Here is a 16,816-nt window from a genome sequence, read left to right as displayed (position 1 = left end):
TTTAAATCTCCTTTGTGGGTTTAACGACCAAATTCTCTACTGCTTCTTTTTCAGAAGCGCCATCGATGATTTGCCCTTCATCATTAACATAACGGCCTTTAACAAAATAAAATTGCTTTTTGATTTGCTTTTTATCAGGAGTTTTTTTGATATTGACTAGGTCATCCAAACCTTGCTTTTCCAGCGACTGAACCACTGTCTCATCCGACCAATTGACTCCGGTTGGTGTCTTACGTGTTGAAACTGTGCCAAATGGTGTCTCGATTCGTGCCTTTGGATCATCTTTCCGTAACTTAGTTAGATAATCAGCAAACAGCCCCTCAAAAAACGCACGGCTATCTTGGTTAGCTTGTAACTTAGATTCGAGCCAAGTATCAATTGACTCCTTTTGTTCCAATGCCACTTTCTTTAGTTCGTCATCTTTAGCAGCTAGTGCTCGATATTTACGCATCGCCCACGTAGCAGAACTCAGATCCGTGATCTCAAACTTGGGTTTACTTACTAATTCGTCATTTTCTAAATCATATTTTTCTAGTGCATCCATTATTTTTCCTCCTTAAACGGTGTAACTAGCTGAGAAACGGTAACTTCGAAATAATTAGCGAGTGTTTCCAAAATTCTTGTTTGAATCATCTTGAACTCCCCTGATTTGATCGTTGCTAGGGTTGATCTTGATATGTTGGTCTCTTGGTGTACTTTGCTTACGGTTACTTGCTTTACAGCCATCAATACACGTAAGTTTTCACCAATGATTTCAGCTAATTCCATTCTGATTTCTCCGTTCGTAACTGTTCTAGTCGCTGATTAGTGCGGTCAAGCTTAACCGCCAAAAGCCACTTATATTTTTCGTCAGTGGTGTGTTCCAGACATTCCTGTAAATCCATTGCATATGTTTCCAGTGCCTCAACGTGAGCGTTGTATTCAAGTGCTGCCTTTTCCTCGTCAGTCTGATTAATGTGTGTGACCACAGGCGCAGCAAATTTTCGGTCATATTCCGCGCTTGTTCCGCCTAAAGCCATTGCCAACTCCCCGCTTTCTGAGTAGAATTGTCATAGAATAGTTTTGACAAACGTTTCATCTTTTCGAGTTCTGGGCTGTCCCCTGGGGCTCTTTTTTTGCGCCACAATTTCATCGATCAACGACCTCTAATCCGTTAGTGAACATTTCAAATGGCTCATGACCACGCTGCTTAATGACAGCAATTTTCTTATTCGACTTTCCGTAAACGTCTGGCTTGAGTTCTGCTACTTTACCAACACCAGCAGACACCATCTTGATACCTGCGGCATACGTATCTTCGTAACTGACCTTGTCACCAACATTAATTTTCATGTTGATCCTCAATTCCAAAGAAGTCTTTCCAAAATGGTGCCCATCCGCCGGCACGTACCACTGACTTACGTAGCTGATAACCAGCCGAGGCGATCAATACAATTACTGTTAGCCAAAAGGTTAGAAAGCCAACTAGCAGGTAAATTGCGTACATATAACCATTCCTTTCCGTTGTATACTTGAGTTATTTCAATTAATCGAGGTGATACTGATGCAATTAGATGAACTGACTAACGATGCAAAATTTCTCTTATCAGTAATGTACAAGCAATATATTAGTGATAGAAAAAGTGGTCATACTAAACGTGAAGCTAAACTTTTTGGCTCAGAAACAAGAATTCATGACACTCTTATGTCCGAGTGGGAACAGGATGATGTTCATGAAACTATTAACGAACTGTCTAGAAATAAGCTGTTAGATGTTATTTATGGAAACGATGAAGCTGCAATTGTTAATTTATCAACTAATGCCATAGTTCTAATGGAACATAAATTTCAAGATAAAGTTGACTTGATATTAAATTACGCAACTAAAATAAAAACATTGATCACTTTTTAGCCATGTACTACCCAGTCTTTAGCAATTAAGTCTTCGTAACTTGGTTCCCACCTTGGGGTAAATTTGTTATCTGCCACAATAATTATTTTTTCTGTAGTATTTGTTGGAATTAACCATATCGGTCGTGGAAACTGTGAACGCCTTGCGATTCCACGACCTGTTTTTTGTGCCATTATTATTGCTTTTCTTAAATTCATGTGGATCATTCCTTCCTTATGCCGTCTGCTCAACCTTAGGCATGATTCCCTTTGATTCGAGAAAGTCATAAAGGAAACGTTGCCCTTTTTGCGTCCACTTCATGGTGTTGCGTACCTTGTCGATGCCATCACTGTTGGTGTATCCGTAAGGCTCAACGTGTGTGTAGCCTTTATCCTGATATTTGGCATACAGCAGCCACGTTTTGCCTTGCTTGTATTGAATGCCTAATCCATTCAGCAGCTTGTTAAACTCACGTGCTGAGTAGCCGTAGTTCTTAGCGATTACCGATGTTGTTTCCAACCCTGGATTAGCTAACATCTTGTCGGTGTAGTCTGCTTTAGGCTTCAACTCCGTATTTTCAATCCGAAGCTGAGCATTCTCATTTTGTAGAATGGCATAGCCTCGTTTGACAACCTCTTGTGGATCATTCCACTTGGCTTCAAGAGAGATGAAGTATTCACGGTAAAACTTCCCTTGGGGTGTTTGACTCATAAGTGATACTTGTTTAGCCATATCTACCGTCATCGCATAATCCTGAATCTCTCGTTTAGCACCATTATTAACAACCGTAGTTCCAACTACGCTTGTAAAGTCACTTCCTTCAATAAACACTTTGAAATTTTGCGTAACCCATTGGCTAAATCGTGTCTTAACTTCTAAGCCCTTATATAAATCACGAGCTGATACTAACTGTTGATCGTTTTTAATAGTAACTTTGATTAACTCATTCATGTGGTTCATTCCTTTCAGTTGTATAACTTAAAGTTGACTTGGGGGCAAAATTAATCATATCAATAGGCACTTGATACAACTCTGCAAATGCTTTACCGTATCCAGGTGCAATATCGTCAGGATTAGCTTCTAAATATGATACCCATTGTCGTGATACCTTTTTTCCAAAATAGTGTCCAAACCATTCAGCTACTTGTCTTTGACTAAGACCGGCGTTAATTCTTGCTGCTTTTAAAGATATTCTAAATTTAGTAGCCTGCATGTCGCTCCTCCTTTCTTGATTACAAATACAAGTATAGGTCAACTTTAAGTTATAGTCAATAACTTTGTATAACTTTTTAAAACTAAAAGTTGATTTTATATAACATTATGTTATACTTTAGTTACCGTTATAGATAGGAAGTAATTAATTATGAAACCAGAAAACAAAATTTCAAGTCAAATAAAAGTTCTTCGGTCTAAAATGGGCTGGTCTCAATCTCAACTAGCTGATAAATTAGGAGTATCTAAACAATCAGTTTCAAATTGGGAAACAAACCTAAAGACGCCCCGCATGGGAGCACTTCAAAAAATGTCAGATTTATTTGGTGTCAGCATTGGCAAGATAACTGACGGAGATAGGTTTGAAAATAATCTAATTCAGCAAACCGCTCAATTAATGCAAGGATTGCCTTATAGCAAGCAGCAAGAAGTATTTGATTTTGCCAAGAGTCGCTTGACACTAAATGCTAATTCTAACGTCATCAAGTTTCCTAAAGACGATGACACCCTCGAAATTACGGCCAGCGGTGTCCTCTCTGCTGGTGTTGGTGAATTCCTTGATGATTCTACTAAGCCATTCACTGTAACCGTACATAAGCCTGTCCCTAGCAATTACGACTATGCCTTCCAGATTAACGGCCACTCAATGGAGCCTGTTTACCAGGATAAGCAAGTTGTCTTCGTCAAGAAGGAAGACGATTACCGTGATGGTCAGATCATTGCCGCGGTTATGGACGGTTGCGCGTATCTTAAAAAGCTGTCAGTGGTTGATGGTGAGGCTACGTTGGTATCACTCAACCCGCAATATCCTAATATAAAAGTTGACAAGGAGACTGGCGTCAAAGTATTAGGTGTTGTGTTCTCATAAGTCCCCTACATGGGGACTTCTCTTAGCACTTCAAAAGAACATACGTTTGATTAGCCGGGTGGTTGGTCATGGGTCCGAGTCCTATGTAATCAGTTGATTCACAACTTAAATATGGAGGCTGTTACTATGACAACATTTGAATTAGAAGAATACTTGGAAGCAAACAGTCAGATTGTCGATAATTTTCGAGATAAATATGCTGCGTTCCTAAGCGAACAAAACGCAGACCGCCCCACCAATAAAAAGTGGAGTAGTCTGCGCATTAAAAATGAAACCAGTAGTGCTGTCATCAAATTCATTAGCAATATCCAAGCCAAATTGAGTTCAGCCATGAAGCCCCGTCAGCGAAAATCTTATGATGGCTGGGTTGATTATATGGAACGCAATGAAACCATTGATAACTTGGAAGAATCCCTAATGGATCTGGATTTTGTTTAAAAGGATGCTTTATATCATCGTCAGAAAATATGCAAACACCATGGATCGCAAACTGTTCAGCCAGACACCTACTGCCGTATTACGTATACAAAAACTATATAATCAAGTTGAATACAAAAAAGCCTGAATTTTTAAATTCAGGCTTTTTTACTATAAATTAATATTTACTATTAACTGAAGGCGCTAACGTGACCAGTATTAGTAGTATTAGCAGAACCCTTAACTTCCTTAGCAGTGTTGTAGAAGGCAGAAGCATTACCACCATCAGTATAGGTACCAGCAACACCAGAAGTTAACGTGTAAGTGGTGTGGTATACAACAACTGGATTATCAGTACTTGGCTGCTTACCAATAGCAGTACCCTTAGCACCGATAGCACTTGGATCACTAGTCTTAACTACATCACCACCAGCATCCTTAGCATAATTAGCTGAGTTTAACGTGTCGGCCTTGTTAGCAGTCAAGAAGTTTTGAACATCAGCAGCAGTGTAAGTAGCACCTTTAGAGCCAGCAAATGCAGAACCTAAAGTAGGGAACGTTACTTGATAGTTCAAGTCTACCTTAGAGTCATCTGACTTAGCAACTAATTTGGTAATACTAGTACCCTTTTGGTAGTAAGCAGAAACTCCTTGAACAACTTGTGTACCCTTAGTAACCGTCAAAGTGATCGTATCACCGGTCTTGGCACCAAGAAGTGCAGACATGTTACTTGCAGTCTTTGAGGAGTAAACATAGCCAGTACCAGTTAATGCAGCCTTACCCCAAGCATTGTTTGCCTTCTTTTGAGCATCAAAACCAACTTGTGTACCCTTAGCATGTGCAGCTACAGCTGATTTAGAAACACCAGTGTTGTCTGTATTGTTTTCGATAAGATTTCGTAAAGGAGCCTTTGCAATCAAAGTACCATTAGGATTTACAAAGTTAACCTTAACATCGGATGCTTGGTTGTAAGCAGCGGAAGCATCAGTCGTAACGGCCTTGCTGTAGATCCAACCATTAACCGTAGGGTTTTGTTGGTCTTCAACGTAGTAGTATAATGAGCCTTCACGAGTCTTAGTTTCAGCCTTAGTGACCTTTAAAGTGTCACCGGCGAAAGGAGTGGTGTTCTTAACAACTTTAGAAGCACCAGACTTGTATTGAGTGTACTTAGGCGCAGTCCAGGTAACATGCTTAGTACCAGGATTAGTGAAAGTAACAGTCTTACCAATCGTGCTGTCAGTCGTGTTAGCAGTAGTCGTTTCAGCGGCCTTGATACCACCACCAAAGGTGTCGGCAACCTTACCACCGTAAACATAACCACGGTACTTTTGGTCCATCGTTACAACACGGTAGTAGACAGAACCACGGTTAGTGGTCTTAACACCGTAAGCACGGAAGTAGTCAGCAGACTTCTTAGAAGAAGCTAACTTAGCCATCGTTGCCTTAGAAGCAACTATCTTAGCACCCTTAACAGTACCAGGCTTAGTGTAAAGTGCGTGAGTACCAGTAGCTTCTACGTTACGCTTAGTAGCGTCAGTAGTCAGCTTGCTGTAAGCACCGGCAGTTGCATAGCTCTTAGCACTTGCAGTAGTGGTAGTAACAGCTGAAAGACCAGCTAAACCTAACACTGCAGCGCCTAAATAAATAGACTTTGCGAATGATGAACGCATAGATGAAAACCTCCTGTAATTTCTTTATTAGCAAAAACATTATGTAAATATCCACAATCATTCTTGCCAATGGCAATTATAGCATACGTTACCAACTATGCCAAAAGAAAAATTTAACAAATTCACAAAAAAGTCATAATTACGGAAAAGGGCATAAAAAAACCCTTCAACAGGTCAGCGGAAGGGAAGAAAGAATGGATTCATCTATGCGAAAACAATTATAACCTATATGTAGCAAAAAAGCAATGACGGTCAACCACTCCCGACTAAAGTCGGAAGCTTGTGAGAACTGCACCTAACGGTGCAACGACCACAATTTGCTTAGATACAGCAATTGCCTGCATGCAGGTCTTACGTGCTAATTACCAAAGCCTTTTATGTCCGCAGGTTGCCAGACGGACAAACAAGTTAAGCACTTGCCAAGCCTTTTTTGAGAATATTTTTAGCAGCATTCCAATCGCGAATGTGGTGATTACCGCACTGTGGGCAAGTCCATTCACGATCTTTTAAGGTCAGTTTTTCATCACCATGCATCAAATATCCACACTCACTACATGTTTGCGTCGTGTTACGCGGATTAACGGTGACAAATTTATGGCCGTATAGGTCGGCTTTATAGGCCAGCATACCTAGAAAAGTTCGCCAACCAACATCAGCGATGCTCATCGCCAATGCATGGTTCCGTAGCATATTCTTACTCCGCAACTCCTCTGCAACAACTAAATCGTGGTTCTTGATAAGTGTTGTTGAGACAAGATGTAGAAAGTTGTTACGTTGATTAGCAACTTTTCGCTGGAGGGTGGCCACCAATACACGTTGTTTCTGATAATTCTTAGCTTCACGAAGCGGCCGATTTTCTTTTTTAGCCCGTAGCGCACGACGAGAAAGTTTACGTTGGGCTTTGGCTAGCTTGCCCTTGATAGAGCGATAGTAACGTGGATTGGCAACGATGTTGCCGTTTGAATCAGTTAGGAAATTGTCAGTATTTAGGTCAATGCCTACTGGAGAGATCTGTTGCTTGCCACCCACAACAAACGGGGTGTCCGATCCTAGTTGCATAGATAAGTAGTAACGCCCAGTGGCATCGCGCGAGACAGTGATTGTTCCAATACGAACATCATTGCCACAACTAAACAAGCGTCTATGTGACCCAGACACACGCAATCGGCCAATCAAGCTAATTTTCACATGCTTAGAATCGAGAAAACGGCAACTGCCATTGAACAAATTCGGCTGAACCTTAGCATAGCGATTTGGGAGCTGAAAGCTGCCACTCATCTGCTTTTTATGGAACTTTGGTGTACCAGATCTGTGTACTTGTCGAAATAAACGCCACGCGCTCTGATAAGCTCGTCGTGCTTGATCTACAACGTCGGTACCTACATTGGTACCTGATAACCAAGGATGTAGTGCAAACAACATTTGTGTGTTGTTTTTACGTTTCTGCAGGTAGGCAATGCGATTAACAACCGAAGCAATGTAACACTTTACTTTACGCAATTGAAATAGTTCTTTGTCGATGGCCACCATCTCGTTGTAAGCAAAACGGCTTGCGTTGATATTGTTGTCAATCTGATGTTTCTGCTCACGAGATGGGAATATTCGCATTTTAATTCCGTAATGGTATTTGAACTCAGACATTTTCTTAGTCACATATATCACCTCCTTAGACTATAATTATTATACGACTGTCACCGCATTTAAACAACGAAGTCGTTTATCTATAAACGTTAGGAGTAAATCATATGTCAAAAGAAAACGTGAAACACGAACGCGGATTGGATTGGTGTTGTTCTAAACGTAATCGCTCTAGTTCAGTCACATAAACATGGAATTTCATTAGTTGGATCTGTTCTAGGAATTATCGGAAGCGCACTATTTGGACTTACAGCAGCAATGGCCTTCCCAGCAATAATTGTTCTAATTGTCGCAGCAGTATTCATCATGTTACAGCACCCAAGTAAAAGCTACGAAGATAAAAACATTCATCCTAAAAATATGTAACCTAGAAAAAAGGCCTCCAGTGTTAAACCGGGAGCCTTTTTTAGTATACCAATTTCTACTTCACATAATCAGCCTTATACCAAGTAACCTTATCCGGTACCATTGGAACAACACTCTGATATTTTTCCTTTGTGAAAATTTCTGATAACCAATTGGTATAGCTATTCAATCCCTGATTTACCGGGAAATGTACTTTGTGAAATTCTCTTGGATTACTCCTAGACCATTCCCTTAAATGCAACTGTCTTATTCTTTGTATTAACCAAAAATTTACCAACACTTCCCCGATACTTCACTGATACTTTAAAGGAATACTTGTAATTTACTCGAGTGTATCGAATACTACTAATTCTTCCCTGATACCCTTGACTACGCAAAACTCTCTTCACTTGGTTCCTTTGTCGATCAGTAATTCTTGCAGAACTCCGATAGATTGTCTTCTTAACGATCACATCTGGATTCAATGGAACAATGTAATCCTTACATTCCAACAATTCCACCAACTTTCTTTTTTCTTTGGAATTTGACTTGACGGGTTACGGTTTTCCATTCAGTTTAGAGGGAGTGACGTTTTGAGCGCAGAATTGTTCCCTGGAAACAGCTATTTGGAATAACTGAACCAGAGTACAATCCTGCTGACTAAAAGTTTCCCCTTAGTTCGTCGGTCGTTAACGCCCGTCGCTTGTCTGTACAATTGCGGTATTGCTACCACCACTCATTATAAACCTACGTTTTCGGTTTAACCTACTAAAAAACGCCCTAGTAGGCGTTGACGATACGTATTTATTTTTGTTCGATCACCAACTAATCAATGGCACCAAGCCGAAGCTTCGTTTTACCACCCACGCCGTTAATGGTCGCGCTCACCATTCACCACCCAGCCGTACAGATGACCTTGTTGTGGTATAGCCAGACTTATTGAAGTCGCACTGGCAAACGTGTCCCCTTGGATTTAGACCCCAGCTTGTCCCCTAGGGCTTTAAAAATCGCACCGGCCATGATATAATAGTCATTAATTGAATGACATTTATTGTGGCGCTCACCAATGGCTGTTGGTGGGTGTTTTTTTATGTTCTATTTATCGATTTCATTTAGAATTATAGCTCAACCACAACAAAAGTCAATGTTTTTAAAAACTAGCACTACAGCACTACAGCACTATAGAATAAAAGCACTACAGCACTACGGAATATAAGCACTACAGCACTATAGAACTATAGAACTACGGAACTAAAGAACTACGGCACTGTTTTTTCTTTTAGTAAATGCTTGCACATAGGGCTTAAAGCTATACGGTAGTGCTAGCACTACGGAACTAAAGAACTACAGCACTATAGCACTGTAGAACATAAGCACTACAGAACAACAGCATTATAGAACTATAGAACTAACGCACTATAGCACTATATCGTGTTGATTCAAAAACGATATAGTGCTAATATAACAACAATCGTTAGGAGGCGTTATCATGACACAAACCATAACATTTGGAAATTTTAAAGGTGGAGTTGGAAAAACTAGTAATTCAACATTAGTAGCTCTAGACCTTAGCAATCGTGGTTACAAAACACTACTAGTTGATTTGGACCCCCAAGGAAACGCCACAAATCTACTCTTGAATACTAAAGTTAATATTGATGGAAAAGTTGGCCATTTTAAAAAATCTCTCATGGCTAGTATTGAAGATGGCGATTTAACTCAATCTTTAATACATATAAAAGAAAACTTCGATATCCTAGCTTCCGCACCTGACTTTGCTCTTTTCCCACGCTATATGGAAAAAATCAAAGACTATAATGAACGCGTCAAAGAATTCAGTAATCTTATCAAGCCTATTAAAGATAAATATGATTATGTCATCATAGATACGCCGCCTACTATCTCGTTAATCACCGATTCAGCATTGTATGCCAGCGATTATTGTGTAATTGTTATGCAAACTCATGAACATAGTTTTGAGGGAGCTCAAGCATTTATAGAGTATATCCAGGAACAAGTTATTGATACCTACAAGGCTCCCCGTTTGGAAATCGTTGGTATATTGGCTGTTCTATTGCAAGCCGGAGCTCCTGTAGATGAAGCAACTATTCAAAATGCTATTAATCAGTTTGGAACTGAAAACATTTTTAAACATAAAATTCACTCGATGCAGAGGATCAAGCGTTATGGAATAACTGGTATTACTTTCAATACTCAGTTTGATAGGCGTGTATTCAAAGTATACAAAGACGTAACTGACGAGATGCTAAAAAGAATGGAGGCAATTGAAAATGGCTAATAAATTGATTCGGTCTAACCGCAACCCAATTAAGCCAGATAAGCAGGCTGAAATTTCGGATTTTTCAAATTCAAATAAAGGAATTAAAACCCCACAAAATCAAGTTGCTTCGGTTACTTTTGACACAAACCTAAAAATCAACAACCACATTAGAAACAAATTGCAAGCAATGGCTGTATTAGGGTATAGTGACAATCAAAAGGCAGCTATTGAAGTAGCTTTATCTGTTTATATTGAATCTTTGACTTCAGACGAACGTAAAGAATTAGAATTTCAAATTGATTCTTTAGAAAAACGTGATGTACGCGTAAAAAATAAATAATCACGCGCGCTCAGACAACACGTTCACCTTTTAGACGTACTTGTCCGTTTAAATGAAGCAGAATGCACGCAAAAAAGCCACCCACCTCGTGATGAGATGAGTGGCTTTTTGGTTGTGTCGACTTTGGAGGATTAATTTAATCCTAGCACTATTTACTTTTCAGTTCACGTACATCGCCTTCAACGTTGTCTAAGCGTTTGTTGATAACTTTGTGCTCGCTTCTGCTAGTGATGAAATCTTCACGCAGCGTATTTTGCGAATCAAACAGCCGTTCAATTCGCTGGCTGCTATCCTTCATACTTTGAGCAATGTCTTGCAGCCGATCCGTAAAAGGCTTCATGACAACCATCAAAGCTGCATAGATACCCGCAACTACAGCCAAAGCCAAGGTGATTAATTCGATCCAACGGTCAAAGGTCATTACTTACCACCCGACTTTCTAACCAGCTTCACGTATTCCTTGTTAGCTGAGATATAGCCAACGCCAGTCTTAATTCGGTACACCTTACCGTACTTGACGGCCTTACCATAAATGGTACTGCCCTTGGAGAAGTGAATACGGCGCTTATTAGCCTTGTCTAGGGCTGACTTACCATACACGTTAACCTTACTGGTAATCACTTCGTACAGGCCGTTATCTGCCCAGTATGAGGCTTTCTTATGGGTTGCCTTGGTGACCTTACCTGAAAGCTTACCATCGAAATCATAACTGCAATCCACACCATGCCAGTTGTCGGTATATTGCCAAGCGTTGGCATTAGCTACTCCCGGTTGACTGACACCATAAGCCGCCACCCAGATTGCTTTATTAACTAACCGGGAACGATTGATCCGGCCAGCATTGAACCAGCTACCTGAACCGTACGTAATCACATTCTTGTACCCGTGACTAATCAGATACCGAAGGAACACGTTAACCTGACTGGTCGTCTTCCATGGTAAGTCTGGTGCTTCAACATCAATGGCTAACACTGTGGACTTATCTAATCCCATCTTCTTCACCCATGATAGAAAGTATTTAGCTTCAGCCGTTCCTCGACCGTGGAAGAAGTGGTAAACCCCAACGGTATCGAATACTTTGAATCCATTGGCAATCTGGTTGCCAGCCTTGGGATTGAGATAACCCGTGCCTTCGGTTAACTTGACCATAATATCTTTTGCTCCCCAACCTTTGAGTCGCTTCATGTAAGCTAATGAATCGGATTGATAAGAAGATAGGTCAACAATTTTCTTAGTCATTGCTGTCAGTCCCTTCTAATGGGGTAATGGCCTCCGCTGGTGCTGGAGTAACTACTGGGGCATGATTATCCCCACCGGCCATCTTGTAAGCTTGGTAGGCCTTCTCAACCAGTCCTGAGATAGTTTGAATATCTAAGTCAAAGCCATTGGCCGTTAATTGAGAGTTAACGAAGCGGATTGCTTCCTTCTTGCGGTCAGAAAGGGATAATCCAGCCATGACTGCCATTTCTGGAACAATGGTATTCGCCAAGTTTAAGCCAAATTCTAAGCCTTGCTTGACGTGGGTATTCTTCTCCGTCTGAACCTTACGAGTTAAGAGTGGCTTTACCAGCTTATAAACAGCGGGAATTAACACCATTAAGAAGGCGAATACCCCCACATTATTAAGCCAATTGAACACATCTGTAATTTCTTTGAACATTATTTTTCCTCCTAATTTTGAGTAGCACTCATCAAATTATCCGTGATGGTAAAGCCTTGGGGGTCACCACTCGGAAAAATGGCAGTGTAAGTGGTCGTATCAGTTGTTGAGGTAGTGGTATCGGCGGTTGAGCCATCATCAGTTAAGCCTTCTTGACTACCGGGAGTAATCAGACTGGATAAGGTCACCCAGACTTCAATCAGATAGTCATCGGGTACTAGGGCATTCATAACCTCGGCATCAACCGGCATGGTAATCAGACCAGCCAACGGTTGCGTGATAGTAGCCATATCAATTGATTTATCGAATACATAACCGGTGTCATTGGCAACCTTTACATCAATGGCTGTAGCATTGGTTAAGTCGAATGCTGAACCGTCTTGGGTAATCGCCAGATTGAAACTGGCTGTAGTATCGAGGTATTTTACTTCGTTGTTGCCGTCAGCAAAGTACAGTTCTTTACTCACTGGTACCGCCTCCTAGGGCATTCGTGGCTTCAGTTTTTAATCGTGTTAAGACCAGTTGCTTGAATCCAGCCCATGAATCAGTATCTTTTGCCGCTTGCTGGGCTTTTGTCGTATCTTCTTGAGACGCATCAAATTCACCATAAATGATATGTTGCATTTTTGTAAAAGTGTAAGTGTATTTAATATGGGTTGAGCCATCTGTATTTAAACTTGTAAATAAACTATTTAGCATTGTTAACCTTCCTTTCAAGTTGGGTAACTCGTTGAGACAACTGGTCGTTCCTCTTAGACAATTCTTGCAGTGCGGCCATAGTCATTGAAAGTGCATTAGATTCATTGAATCCTGTTTCGTCTCCCGCTTGAGTAATCAAATCAATAGGTACGCTATATTGTTTATTACCAAGTTCATTGACGTCATCAATAATTGGACCAACATGAATCTTGCTATTGTCATCATCTTTATATTGCCACCGCCTAATGTTAGTAGCATTAATTTTTGCTAACGCAGCAGCTGTTGAAATATCAGATATACTACGTTTGCTTGAAAGTGTACTTTTAATGGTTTGCCCATGTGATACGATATCCCCGGCATGAATGTCGATAGTGTTATCAGCTTTATTATGAAAATAGATGACACTGCCTGAAGTTGGGGAAATACTACAATTGTGTTTGTAGCCATCGTTTCGGCCACCCGCTTTAATCCCATCTAACGAATTGAGTTCTCCACCGACGAATACCTCGCCATCAGAATTAAGGTGGGTTTGTTTGATGTCGTTCCACGTGGTTCCAATAACTATTCCAGTTGAATCAATATCAACACGTCCAAATAATTCAGACCTTGGGTCAAGTTGGGAGGTTTCTCGAATTTTAATATCATTTGGACCAATATAAGTTGCATCATAATTCCCATTGTTATTGTTTTGGGCATTCATGTGCATTAATCCATGATTAAAGTTAACCCCCATGCCTTGTGACACCATGCCATGCCAATTTTTAGCATTATGCCCGGCATCACCATCAAATTCTCCTGTAGTTCCATCACCGGAATCTGCTCCAACATCAAGCGTTAGATTTTTGGCAAAAACTTCAACAGAATTTAGTGTGCCGGAAGTAACAGTACCTAAATTTGCTGTTAAAGCAGATAACTGTTTAACACTTAGTGCTTGCTGGTCCCACTTTTTCTCTTGCCAAGCCGTCCCATTATAGATATACATTTCCGTGGCGGTACCAGTATAACCCGGTGAATCCGTCACTATCCAAAGGTCTCCTTTTTGATGATTGTTGGTATCTTCTGCTTGACCAGGCTTGTATATTGATTGAGTAATTTTGCCATTAAGCATGGAATCAAAGTTTCCTGATACCTTTTTCAAATTGTCACTTGCATCCTTTGCGGCATCGGAGGCTTGTTGAGCTAACTTAGTTGCCTCGTTAATATCAATGGAACCCGTTGCAATAATCATTCGACCACCTCCTTATACGTTGAACCGTCATCAATATTGAAATCAGAATCGTCATCACTGGCGCTGTCTGAGTCATCAGTATCATCAGGGATTACCACTGGTTCTTCTACCTCGGAATTTTCCCCCTCATCTTCAGCGGGGTAAGTGACGGCTAAGTCCTCGCTATCATCGCGGATACCAATTGGGATCGACCATAATCCAGAGTGACTAATCATGGTATTATGAACCGCGTCTCGGTACTCACTGACATTGAAGCCAATTATTAACTGGTCATGAGCTAAATCAGGATATATCCCCTCAGGCTCAAAGTGACCACCGTACTCAATCGGTACAGACAATTGAATATCTTGACTGGGTTCAATCTGGTAATTAAAAATGACTGACTGGGTAATGAGATTGATACACATTACTAGTCGGTCATCCTTGTTGTTGATGTCCCCAGTGGTAAAGAAGGCGTATGGATAGGCAATTGAATTGGCTTGAATGGTATTATACGTGCCATTATTGGTGACCCCACTTGGTGCCGGATTCCAGCCAAAGTCTTGCAACTTGAATCGGATAATTGGGAGATAATTTCCAGCTTTCAAGTCGGAAATATTACAAACTTCTACCGTGCCATTCATCTGGCTCCCAATCCATAATCCATTGGTAAGGTCAACGTTAGGCCGGACATAAGTCTCCATTTCACACCATTTTGTTACCCCACTGGAACCACTGGTAATCACGGCATGAGGGGTGTATGGGAAGGTTGCCAGCCAATTCTTGCCACCACTCAAATCCTTAATCTGAGAGTAGATGAGGTTGTTTGCTTCATCGTAACCAAAGGAACCACCGTGTTGACCCCCTTGTACAATCATAGAATCAATTAACTTGCCATCAGCACTCCAATGTAAGAACTGGCAATCGCTTAGATTGGACTGATTTTGTTTTCCTTTGTACGCATAGCTGGCAAGTACCTCACCATTACTCATTTTGTAAGAAAATTGCAATGCCCCAACGTGATTATTACCGAACTCATCAGGGTTACCATCAGTGGTCTCCCACAACTTTTTGAAGGTACCATCAGCGTTAACCCCAGTGTCTATCCACATCTCAGACTCATCCTTCACGAAGGCGTCATCAATTGATACCACTAATGATCCGACAAATGGGGGAGTAATGGTGACTTCATAGCCGTCCTTTGAGTGCTGACTCTCCCAAGTCAGATTATGGGTACCATCTTGTTGGATATACTCCCAGTTGAATGCTGCGGCTGACAAGAAGGACGTAACATTCTCACCCTCAATGAACAACCTTGCAATTACCCTTTTACTGGTGTCAGTATTCGTCCATGATTGGCCCAGTGGGGTTATTAAGCTGATACTAGCAGCATTTTGGTTCTTTTTAGCGTCTTCAAACAGCTTTTTTACGTGGTCATTCCACCGCTGTTCCATGTTTTTAATAAAGTTTGGAGTAACGACTGTAACCGTTGAAAACTCCCCGATGACTACTTTATTCTGAGTCGGGTCACTCTCACTAGTTGTCCGTTGGATTACTCTGGCTTGAAGGGTTAATACTGGGGTCATAGTCAGGTCGATTACCTTAATGGTATCGCCTAGTTGTGCATCAAAATCGCTGGTTACATCAACGGAATAATTGACCCGAGGGTGGTTATACAATCTGAGTGTCTTCAATCCCAGCGATAGTAAGGCATCGGGTTCACTGACAGTTGAACTGGTAATACTACCCTCCAGCCAAGTGTTGGCATCGTTGTTGTACCGGCTATTAGCAGAGGCATCAGTGACAAAGTTACGACCACCATTACCTTTGGCTGTACTAATTGAAGCTCCACCGGAACCATAGACATACAACTTGGTAATCAAGGTAGTATCGACCGTTTCCCGCTTAATACTAAGCATGTTGTCACCATAAGTGATACGTCTACCGGTGTTCTGCCCCCGTTGGTCGGATAATTCCAAAATGGTATCAACCACAATCCCAGAACTATCTAATTTAACGTACCCATCAGCCTCACAATCGTAAGTAGTCAGGATTGTCTGCAATAATGTTTGAGAAGAACTCTCCCCATCAATGGAAAAATCTGAAAGTAGTCCAGAGGTAGCATTATCCACCAGTGTTATCCCTGTACCCGCGATAATCCAGTTCATAGCGGCTGATAAGGTACACTCTTTACTCTCTTTTTTGGTGGGAATTGTCTTCCCCAGTCGCCATATTAAGAGGTTAATGGCATCGGCTGAGATAAGGTTAGTCCCATAGGTGGTATCCATGGTTTCATCAACGGTATATATCCGGTAAACCCGCCAGCGGTCATTTGCTTGGTCATAAGCCGCTAAGTGATTGCCTACTTTTAGGTATTGAGCCGCTGGACTATCTGCTACCATGGTGAGACCGGTAAAAGTATCGTTCCATGACTTGCTATTAGCGTTGGGGTCAGAGGTGTTAGCTAGACTGGCTTCGGTAATGCTATCGTTTGAGCTATTATCATCGGCAAGTTGTTGCTGAATGGTTTCCCCCCAGAAGATATTAGTGTCTGTTGACGTATCTAAGGTGGCGACCCGTTTGAGATTTTTATCCAAAATGACGTACAC

The 16,816-nt window shown here is 41.1% G+C and carries 21 protein-coding genes and 1 pseudogene; 6 read left to right on the top strand and 16 right to left on the bottom strand.

The window, feature by feature from the left end; translation table 11 throughout:
* Position 1: 1 nt before the first annotated feature.
* From H3M12_RS12335 to H3M12_RS12320, 4 genes are all read right to left on the bottom strand, one after another.
* The gene (locus H3M12_RS12335; protein ID WP_182151098.1) at positions 2-544 is read right to left on the bottom strand and encodes a host-nuclease inhibitor Gam family protein; all 543 of its coding nucleotides are present in this window, start codon (positions 542-544) and stop codon (positions 2-4) included.
* On the bottom strand, positions 544-768 hold the full coding sequence (locus tag H3M12_RS12330; protein WP_182151097.1) for a helix-turn-helix domain-containing protein: 225 nt from the start codon (positions 766-768) through the stop codon (positions 544-546). The genes H3M12_RS12335 and H3M12_RS12330 overlap by 1 nt, the downstream gene beginning before the upstream one ends.
* Entirely contained in the window at positions 759-1,019 is a 261-nt protein-coding gene (locus H3M12_RS12325; protein WP_182151096.1) for a hypothetical protein, read from the bottom strand. Before H3M12_RS12325 ends, H3M12_RS12330 begins: the two co-directional genes overlap by 10 nt.
* 109 nt (positions 1,020-1,128) lie before the next feature.
* Entirely contained in the window at positions 1,129-1,332 is a 204-nt protein-coding gene (locus tag H3M12_RS12320) for a hypothetical protein (RefSeq protein WP_182151095.1), read from the bottom strand.
* Between the two features lie 211 nt (positions 1,333-1,543).
* On the opposite strand from H3M12_RS12320, the gene H3M12_RS12315 reads away from it, so the two are divergent.
* On the top strand, positions 1,544-1,891 hold the full coding sequence (locus H3M12_RS12315) for a hypothetical protein (RefSeq protein WP_182151094.1): 348 nt from the start codon (positions 1,544-1,546) through the stop codon (positions 1,889-1,891).
* On the opposite strand, the gene H3M12_RS12310 is transcribed toward H3M12_RS12315, so the two are convergent.
* From H3M12_RS12310 to H3M12_RS12300, 3 genes are read right to left on the bottom strand one after another with little or no spacing between them, the layout of a single operon-like run.
* Entirely contained in the window at positions 1,888-2,088 is a 201-nt protein-coding gene (locus tag H3M12_RS12310; RefSeq protein ID WP_182151093.1) for a Thoeris anti-defense Tad2 family protein, read from the bottom strand. The genes H3M12_RS12315 and H3M12_RS12310 overlap by 4 nt on opposite strands.
* Positions 2,089-2,104: 16 nt before the next feature.
* Positions 2,105-2,821, bottom strand: a complete 717-nt coding sequence (locus H3M12_RS12305) for a phage antirepressor KilAC domain-containing protein (protein WP_182151092.1) — start codon at positions 2,819-2,821, stop codon at positions 2,105-2,107.
* A complete protein-coding gene (locus H3M12_RS12300) occupies positions 2,814-3,083 on the bottom strand; it encodes a helix-turn-helix transcriptional regulator (RefSeq protein WP_182151091.1) in 270 nt (89 codons plus the stop codon). Before H3M12_RS12300 ends, H3M12_RS12305 begins: the two co-directional genes overlap by 8 nt.
* Before the next feature lie 150 nt (positions 3,084-3,233).
* Here H3M12_RS12300 and H3M12_RS12295 point away from each other — a divergent pair, with 150 nt between their 5' ends.
* A complete protein-coding gene (locus H3M12_RS12295; RefSeq protein WP_182151090.1) occupies positions 3,234-3,950 on the top strand; it encodes an XRE family transcriptional regulator in 717 nt (238 codons plus the stop codon).
* A 126-nt stretch (positions 3,951-4,076) separates the two neighbouring features.
* Positions 4,077-4,388, top strand: coding sequence for a hypothetical protein (locus H3M12_RS12290; RefSeq protein ID WP_182151089.1), 312 nt, complete (start codon positions 4,077-4,079; stop codon positions 4,386-4,388).
* Between the two features lie 170 nt (positions 4,389-4,558).
* Here the strand turns inward: H3M12_RS12290 and H3M12_RS12285 are convergent, their stop codons facing one another.
* Both H3M12_RS12285 and H3M12_RS12280 read right to left on the bottom strand, forming a co-directional pair.
* Positions 4,559-6,037 carry a hypothetical protein gene (locus H3M12_RS12285; RefSeq protein ID WP_182151088.1) on the bottom strand — a complete coding sequence of 493 codons (1,479 nt, stop codon included), beginning with the start codon at positions 6,035-6,037 and terminating at the stop codon, positions 4,559-4,561.
* Positions 6,038-6,445: 408 nt separating this feature from the next.
* Positions 6,446-7,678, bottom strand: a complete 1,233-nt coding sequence (locus H3M12_RS12280; RefSeq protein ID WP_182151135.1) for an RNA-guided endonuclease InsQ/TnpB family protein — start codon at positions 7,676-7,678, stop codon at positions 6,446-6,448.
* A 138-nt stretch (positions 7,679-7,816) separates the two neighbouring features.
* On the opposite strand from H3M12_RS12280, the pseudogene H3M12_RS12960 reads away from it, so the two are divergent.
* From H3M12_RS12960 to H3M12_RS12270, 3 genes and pseudogenes are all read left to right on the top strand, one after another.
* Positions 7,817-8,041 (top strand): annotated as a pseudogene (locus tag H3M12_RS12960) (transporter); the annotation flags it as partial.
* A gap of 1,468 nt (positions 8,042-9,509) precedes the next feature.
* Positions 9,510-10,319 carry a ParA family protein gene (locus H3M12_RS12275; protein ID WP_015474642.1) on the top strand — a complete coding sequence of 270 codons (810 nt, stop codon included), beginning with the start codon at positions 9,510-9,512 and terminating at the stop codon, positions 10,317-10,319.
* Positions 10,312-10,641, top strand: coding sequence for a DUF5388 domain-containing protein (locus tag H3M12_RS12270; protein ID WP_233449253.1), 330 nt, complete (start codon positions 10,312-10,314; stop codon positions 10,639-10,641). Before H3M12_RS12275 ends, H3M12_RS12270 begins: the two co-directional genes overlap by 8 nt.
* Positions 10,642-10,789: 148 nt before the next feature.
* On the opposite strand, the gene H3M12_RS12265 is transcribed toward H3M12_RS12270, so the two are convergent.
* From H3M12_RS12265 to H3M12_RS12235, 7 genes are read right to left on the bottom strand one after another with little or no spacing between them, the layout of a single operon-like run.
* Positions 10,790-11,062 carry a hypothetical protein gene (locus tag H3M12_RS12265; protein WP_182151131.1) on the bottom strand — a complete coding sequence of 91 codons (273 nt, stop codon included), beginning with the start codon at positions 11,060-11,062 and terminating at the stop codon, positions 10,790-10,792.
* Positions 11,062-11,880, bottom strand: a complete 819-nt coding sequence (locus tag H3M12_RS12260; protein WP_182151130.1) for a GH25 family lysozyme — start codon at positions 11,878-11,880, stop codon at positions 11,062-11,064. Before H3M12_RS12260 ends, H3M12_RS12265 begins: the two co-directional genes overlap by 1 nt.
* Entirely contained in the window at positions 11,873-12,301 is a 429-nt protein-coding gene (locus tag H3M12_RS12255) for a hypothetical protein (protein WP_182151129.1), read from the bottom strand. Before H3M12_RS12255 ends, H3M12_RS12260 begins: the two co-directional genes overlap by 8 nt.
* Positions 12,302-12,312: 11 nt before the next feature.
* Entirely contained in the window at positions 12,313-12,768 is a 456-nt protein-coding gene (locus H3M12_RS12250) for a hypothetical protein (protein ID WP_182151128.1), read from the bottom strand.
* Complete coding sequence (locus tag H3M12_RS12245) at positions 12,761-13,000, bottom strand: hypothetical protein (RefSeq protein WP_182151127.1); 240 nt, start codon at positions 12,998-13,000, stop codon at positions 12,761-12,763. Before H3M12_RS12245 ends, H3M12_RS12250 begins: the two co-directional genes overlap by 8 nt.
* Positions 12,990-14,228, bottom strand: coding sequence for a tail fiber domain-containing protein (locus tag H3M12_RS12240; RefSeq protein WP_182151126.1), 1,239 nt, complete (start codon positions 14,226-14,228; stop codon positions 12,990-12,992). The genes H3M12_RS12245 and H3M12_RS12240 overlap by 11 nt, the downstream gene beginning before the upstream one ends.
* Positions 14,225-16,816: a phage tail spike protein gene (locus H3M12_RS12235; RefSeq protein WP_182151125.1), complete on the bottom strand. Its 2,592-nt coding sequence runs from the start codon at positions 16,814-16,816 to the stop codon at positions 14,225-14,227. The genes H3M12_RS12240 and H3M12_RS12235 overlap by 4 nt, the downstream gene beginning before the upstream one ends.

This window comes from Levilactobacillus suantsaii (genome assembly GCF_014069315.1).
Lineage (GTDB): Bacteria > Bacillota > Bacilli > Lactobacillales > Lactobacillaceae > Levilactobacillus > Levilactobacillus suantsaii.
This window is presented reverse-complemented; position numbering and strand designations above follow the sequence as displayed.

Bases quoted from the DNA above. Each gene is read 5' to 3' on its own strand.
- H3M12_RS12245 (WP_182151127.1), bottom strand. From the start codon at position 13,000: ATGCTAAATAGTTTATTTACAAGTTTAAATACAGATGGCTCAACCCAT.
- H3M12_RS12255 (WP_182151129.1), bottom strand. From the start codon at position 12,301: ATGTTCAAAGAAATTACAGATGTGTTCAATTGGCTTAATAATGTGGGG.
- H3M12_RS12295 (WP_182151090.1), top strand. From the start codon at position 3,234: ATGAAACCAGAAAACAAAATTTCAAGTCAAATAAAAGTTCTTCGGTCT.
- H3M12_RS12310 (WP_182151093.1), bottom strand. From the start codon at position 2,088: ATGAATTTAAGAAAAGCAATAATAATGGCACAAAAAACAGGTCGTGGA.
- H3M12_RS12290 (WP_182151089.1), top strand. From the start codon at position 4,077: ATGACAACATTTGAATTAGAAGAATACTTGGAAGCAAACAGTCAGATT.
- H3M12_RS12305 (WP_182151092.1), bottom strand. From the start codon at position 2,821: ATGAATGAGTTAATCAAAGTTACTATTAAAAACGATCAACAGTTAGTA.
- H3M12_RS12325 (WP_182151096.1), bottom strand. From the start codon at position 1,019: ATGGCTTTAGGCGGAACAAGCGCGGAATATGACCGAAAATTTGCTGCG.
- H3M12_RS12335 (WP_182151098.1), bottom strand. From the start codon at position 544: ATGGATGCACTAGAAAAATATGATTTAGAAAATGACGAATTAGTAAGT.
- H3M12_RS12285 (WP_182151088.1), bottom strand. From the start codon at position 6,037: ATGCGTTCATCATTCGCAAAGTCTATTTATTTAGGCGCTGCAGTGTTA.
- H3M12_RS12260 (WP_182151130.1), bottom strand. From the start codon at position 11,880: ATGACTAAGAAAATTGTTGACCTATCTTCTTATCAATCCGATTCATTA.
- H3M12_RS12270 (WP_233449253.1), top strand. From the start codon at position 10,312: ATGGCTAATAAATTGATTCGGTCTAACCGCAACCCAATTAAGCCAGAT.
- H3M12_RS12300 (WP_182151091.1), bottom strand. From the start codon at position 3,083: ATGCAGGCTACTAAATTTAGAATATCTTTAAAAGCAGCAAGAATTAAC.
- H3M12_RS12240 (WP_182151126.1), bottom strand. From the start codon at position 14,228: ATGATTATTGCAACGGGTTCCATTGATATTAACGAGGCAACTAAGTTA.
- H3M12_RS12315 (WP_182151094.1), top strand. From the start codon at position 1,544: ATGCAATTAGATGAACTGACTAACGATGCAAAATTTCTCTTATCAGTA.
- H3M12_RS12280 (WP_182151135.1), bottom strand. From the start codon at position 7,678: ATGTCTGAGTTCAAATACCATTACGGAATTAAAATGCGAATATTCCCA.
- H3M12_RS12330 (WP_182151097.1), bottom strand. From the start codon at position 768: ATGGAATTAGCTGAAATCATTGGTGAAAACTTACGTGTATTGATGGCT.
- H3M12_RS12265 (WP_182151131.1), bottom strand. From the start codon at position 11,062: ATGACCTTTGACCGTTGGATCGAATTAATCACCTTGGCTTTGGCTGTA.
- H3M12_RS12275 (WP_015474642.1), top strand. From the start codon at position 9,510: ATGACACAAACCATAACATTTGGAAATTTTAAAGGTGGAGTTGGAAAA.
- H3M12_RS12320 (WP_182151095.1), bottom strand. From the start codon at position 1,332: ATGAAAATTAATGTTGGTGACAAGGTCAGTTACGAAGATACGTATGCC.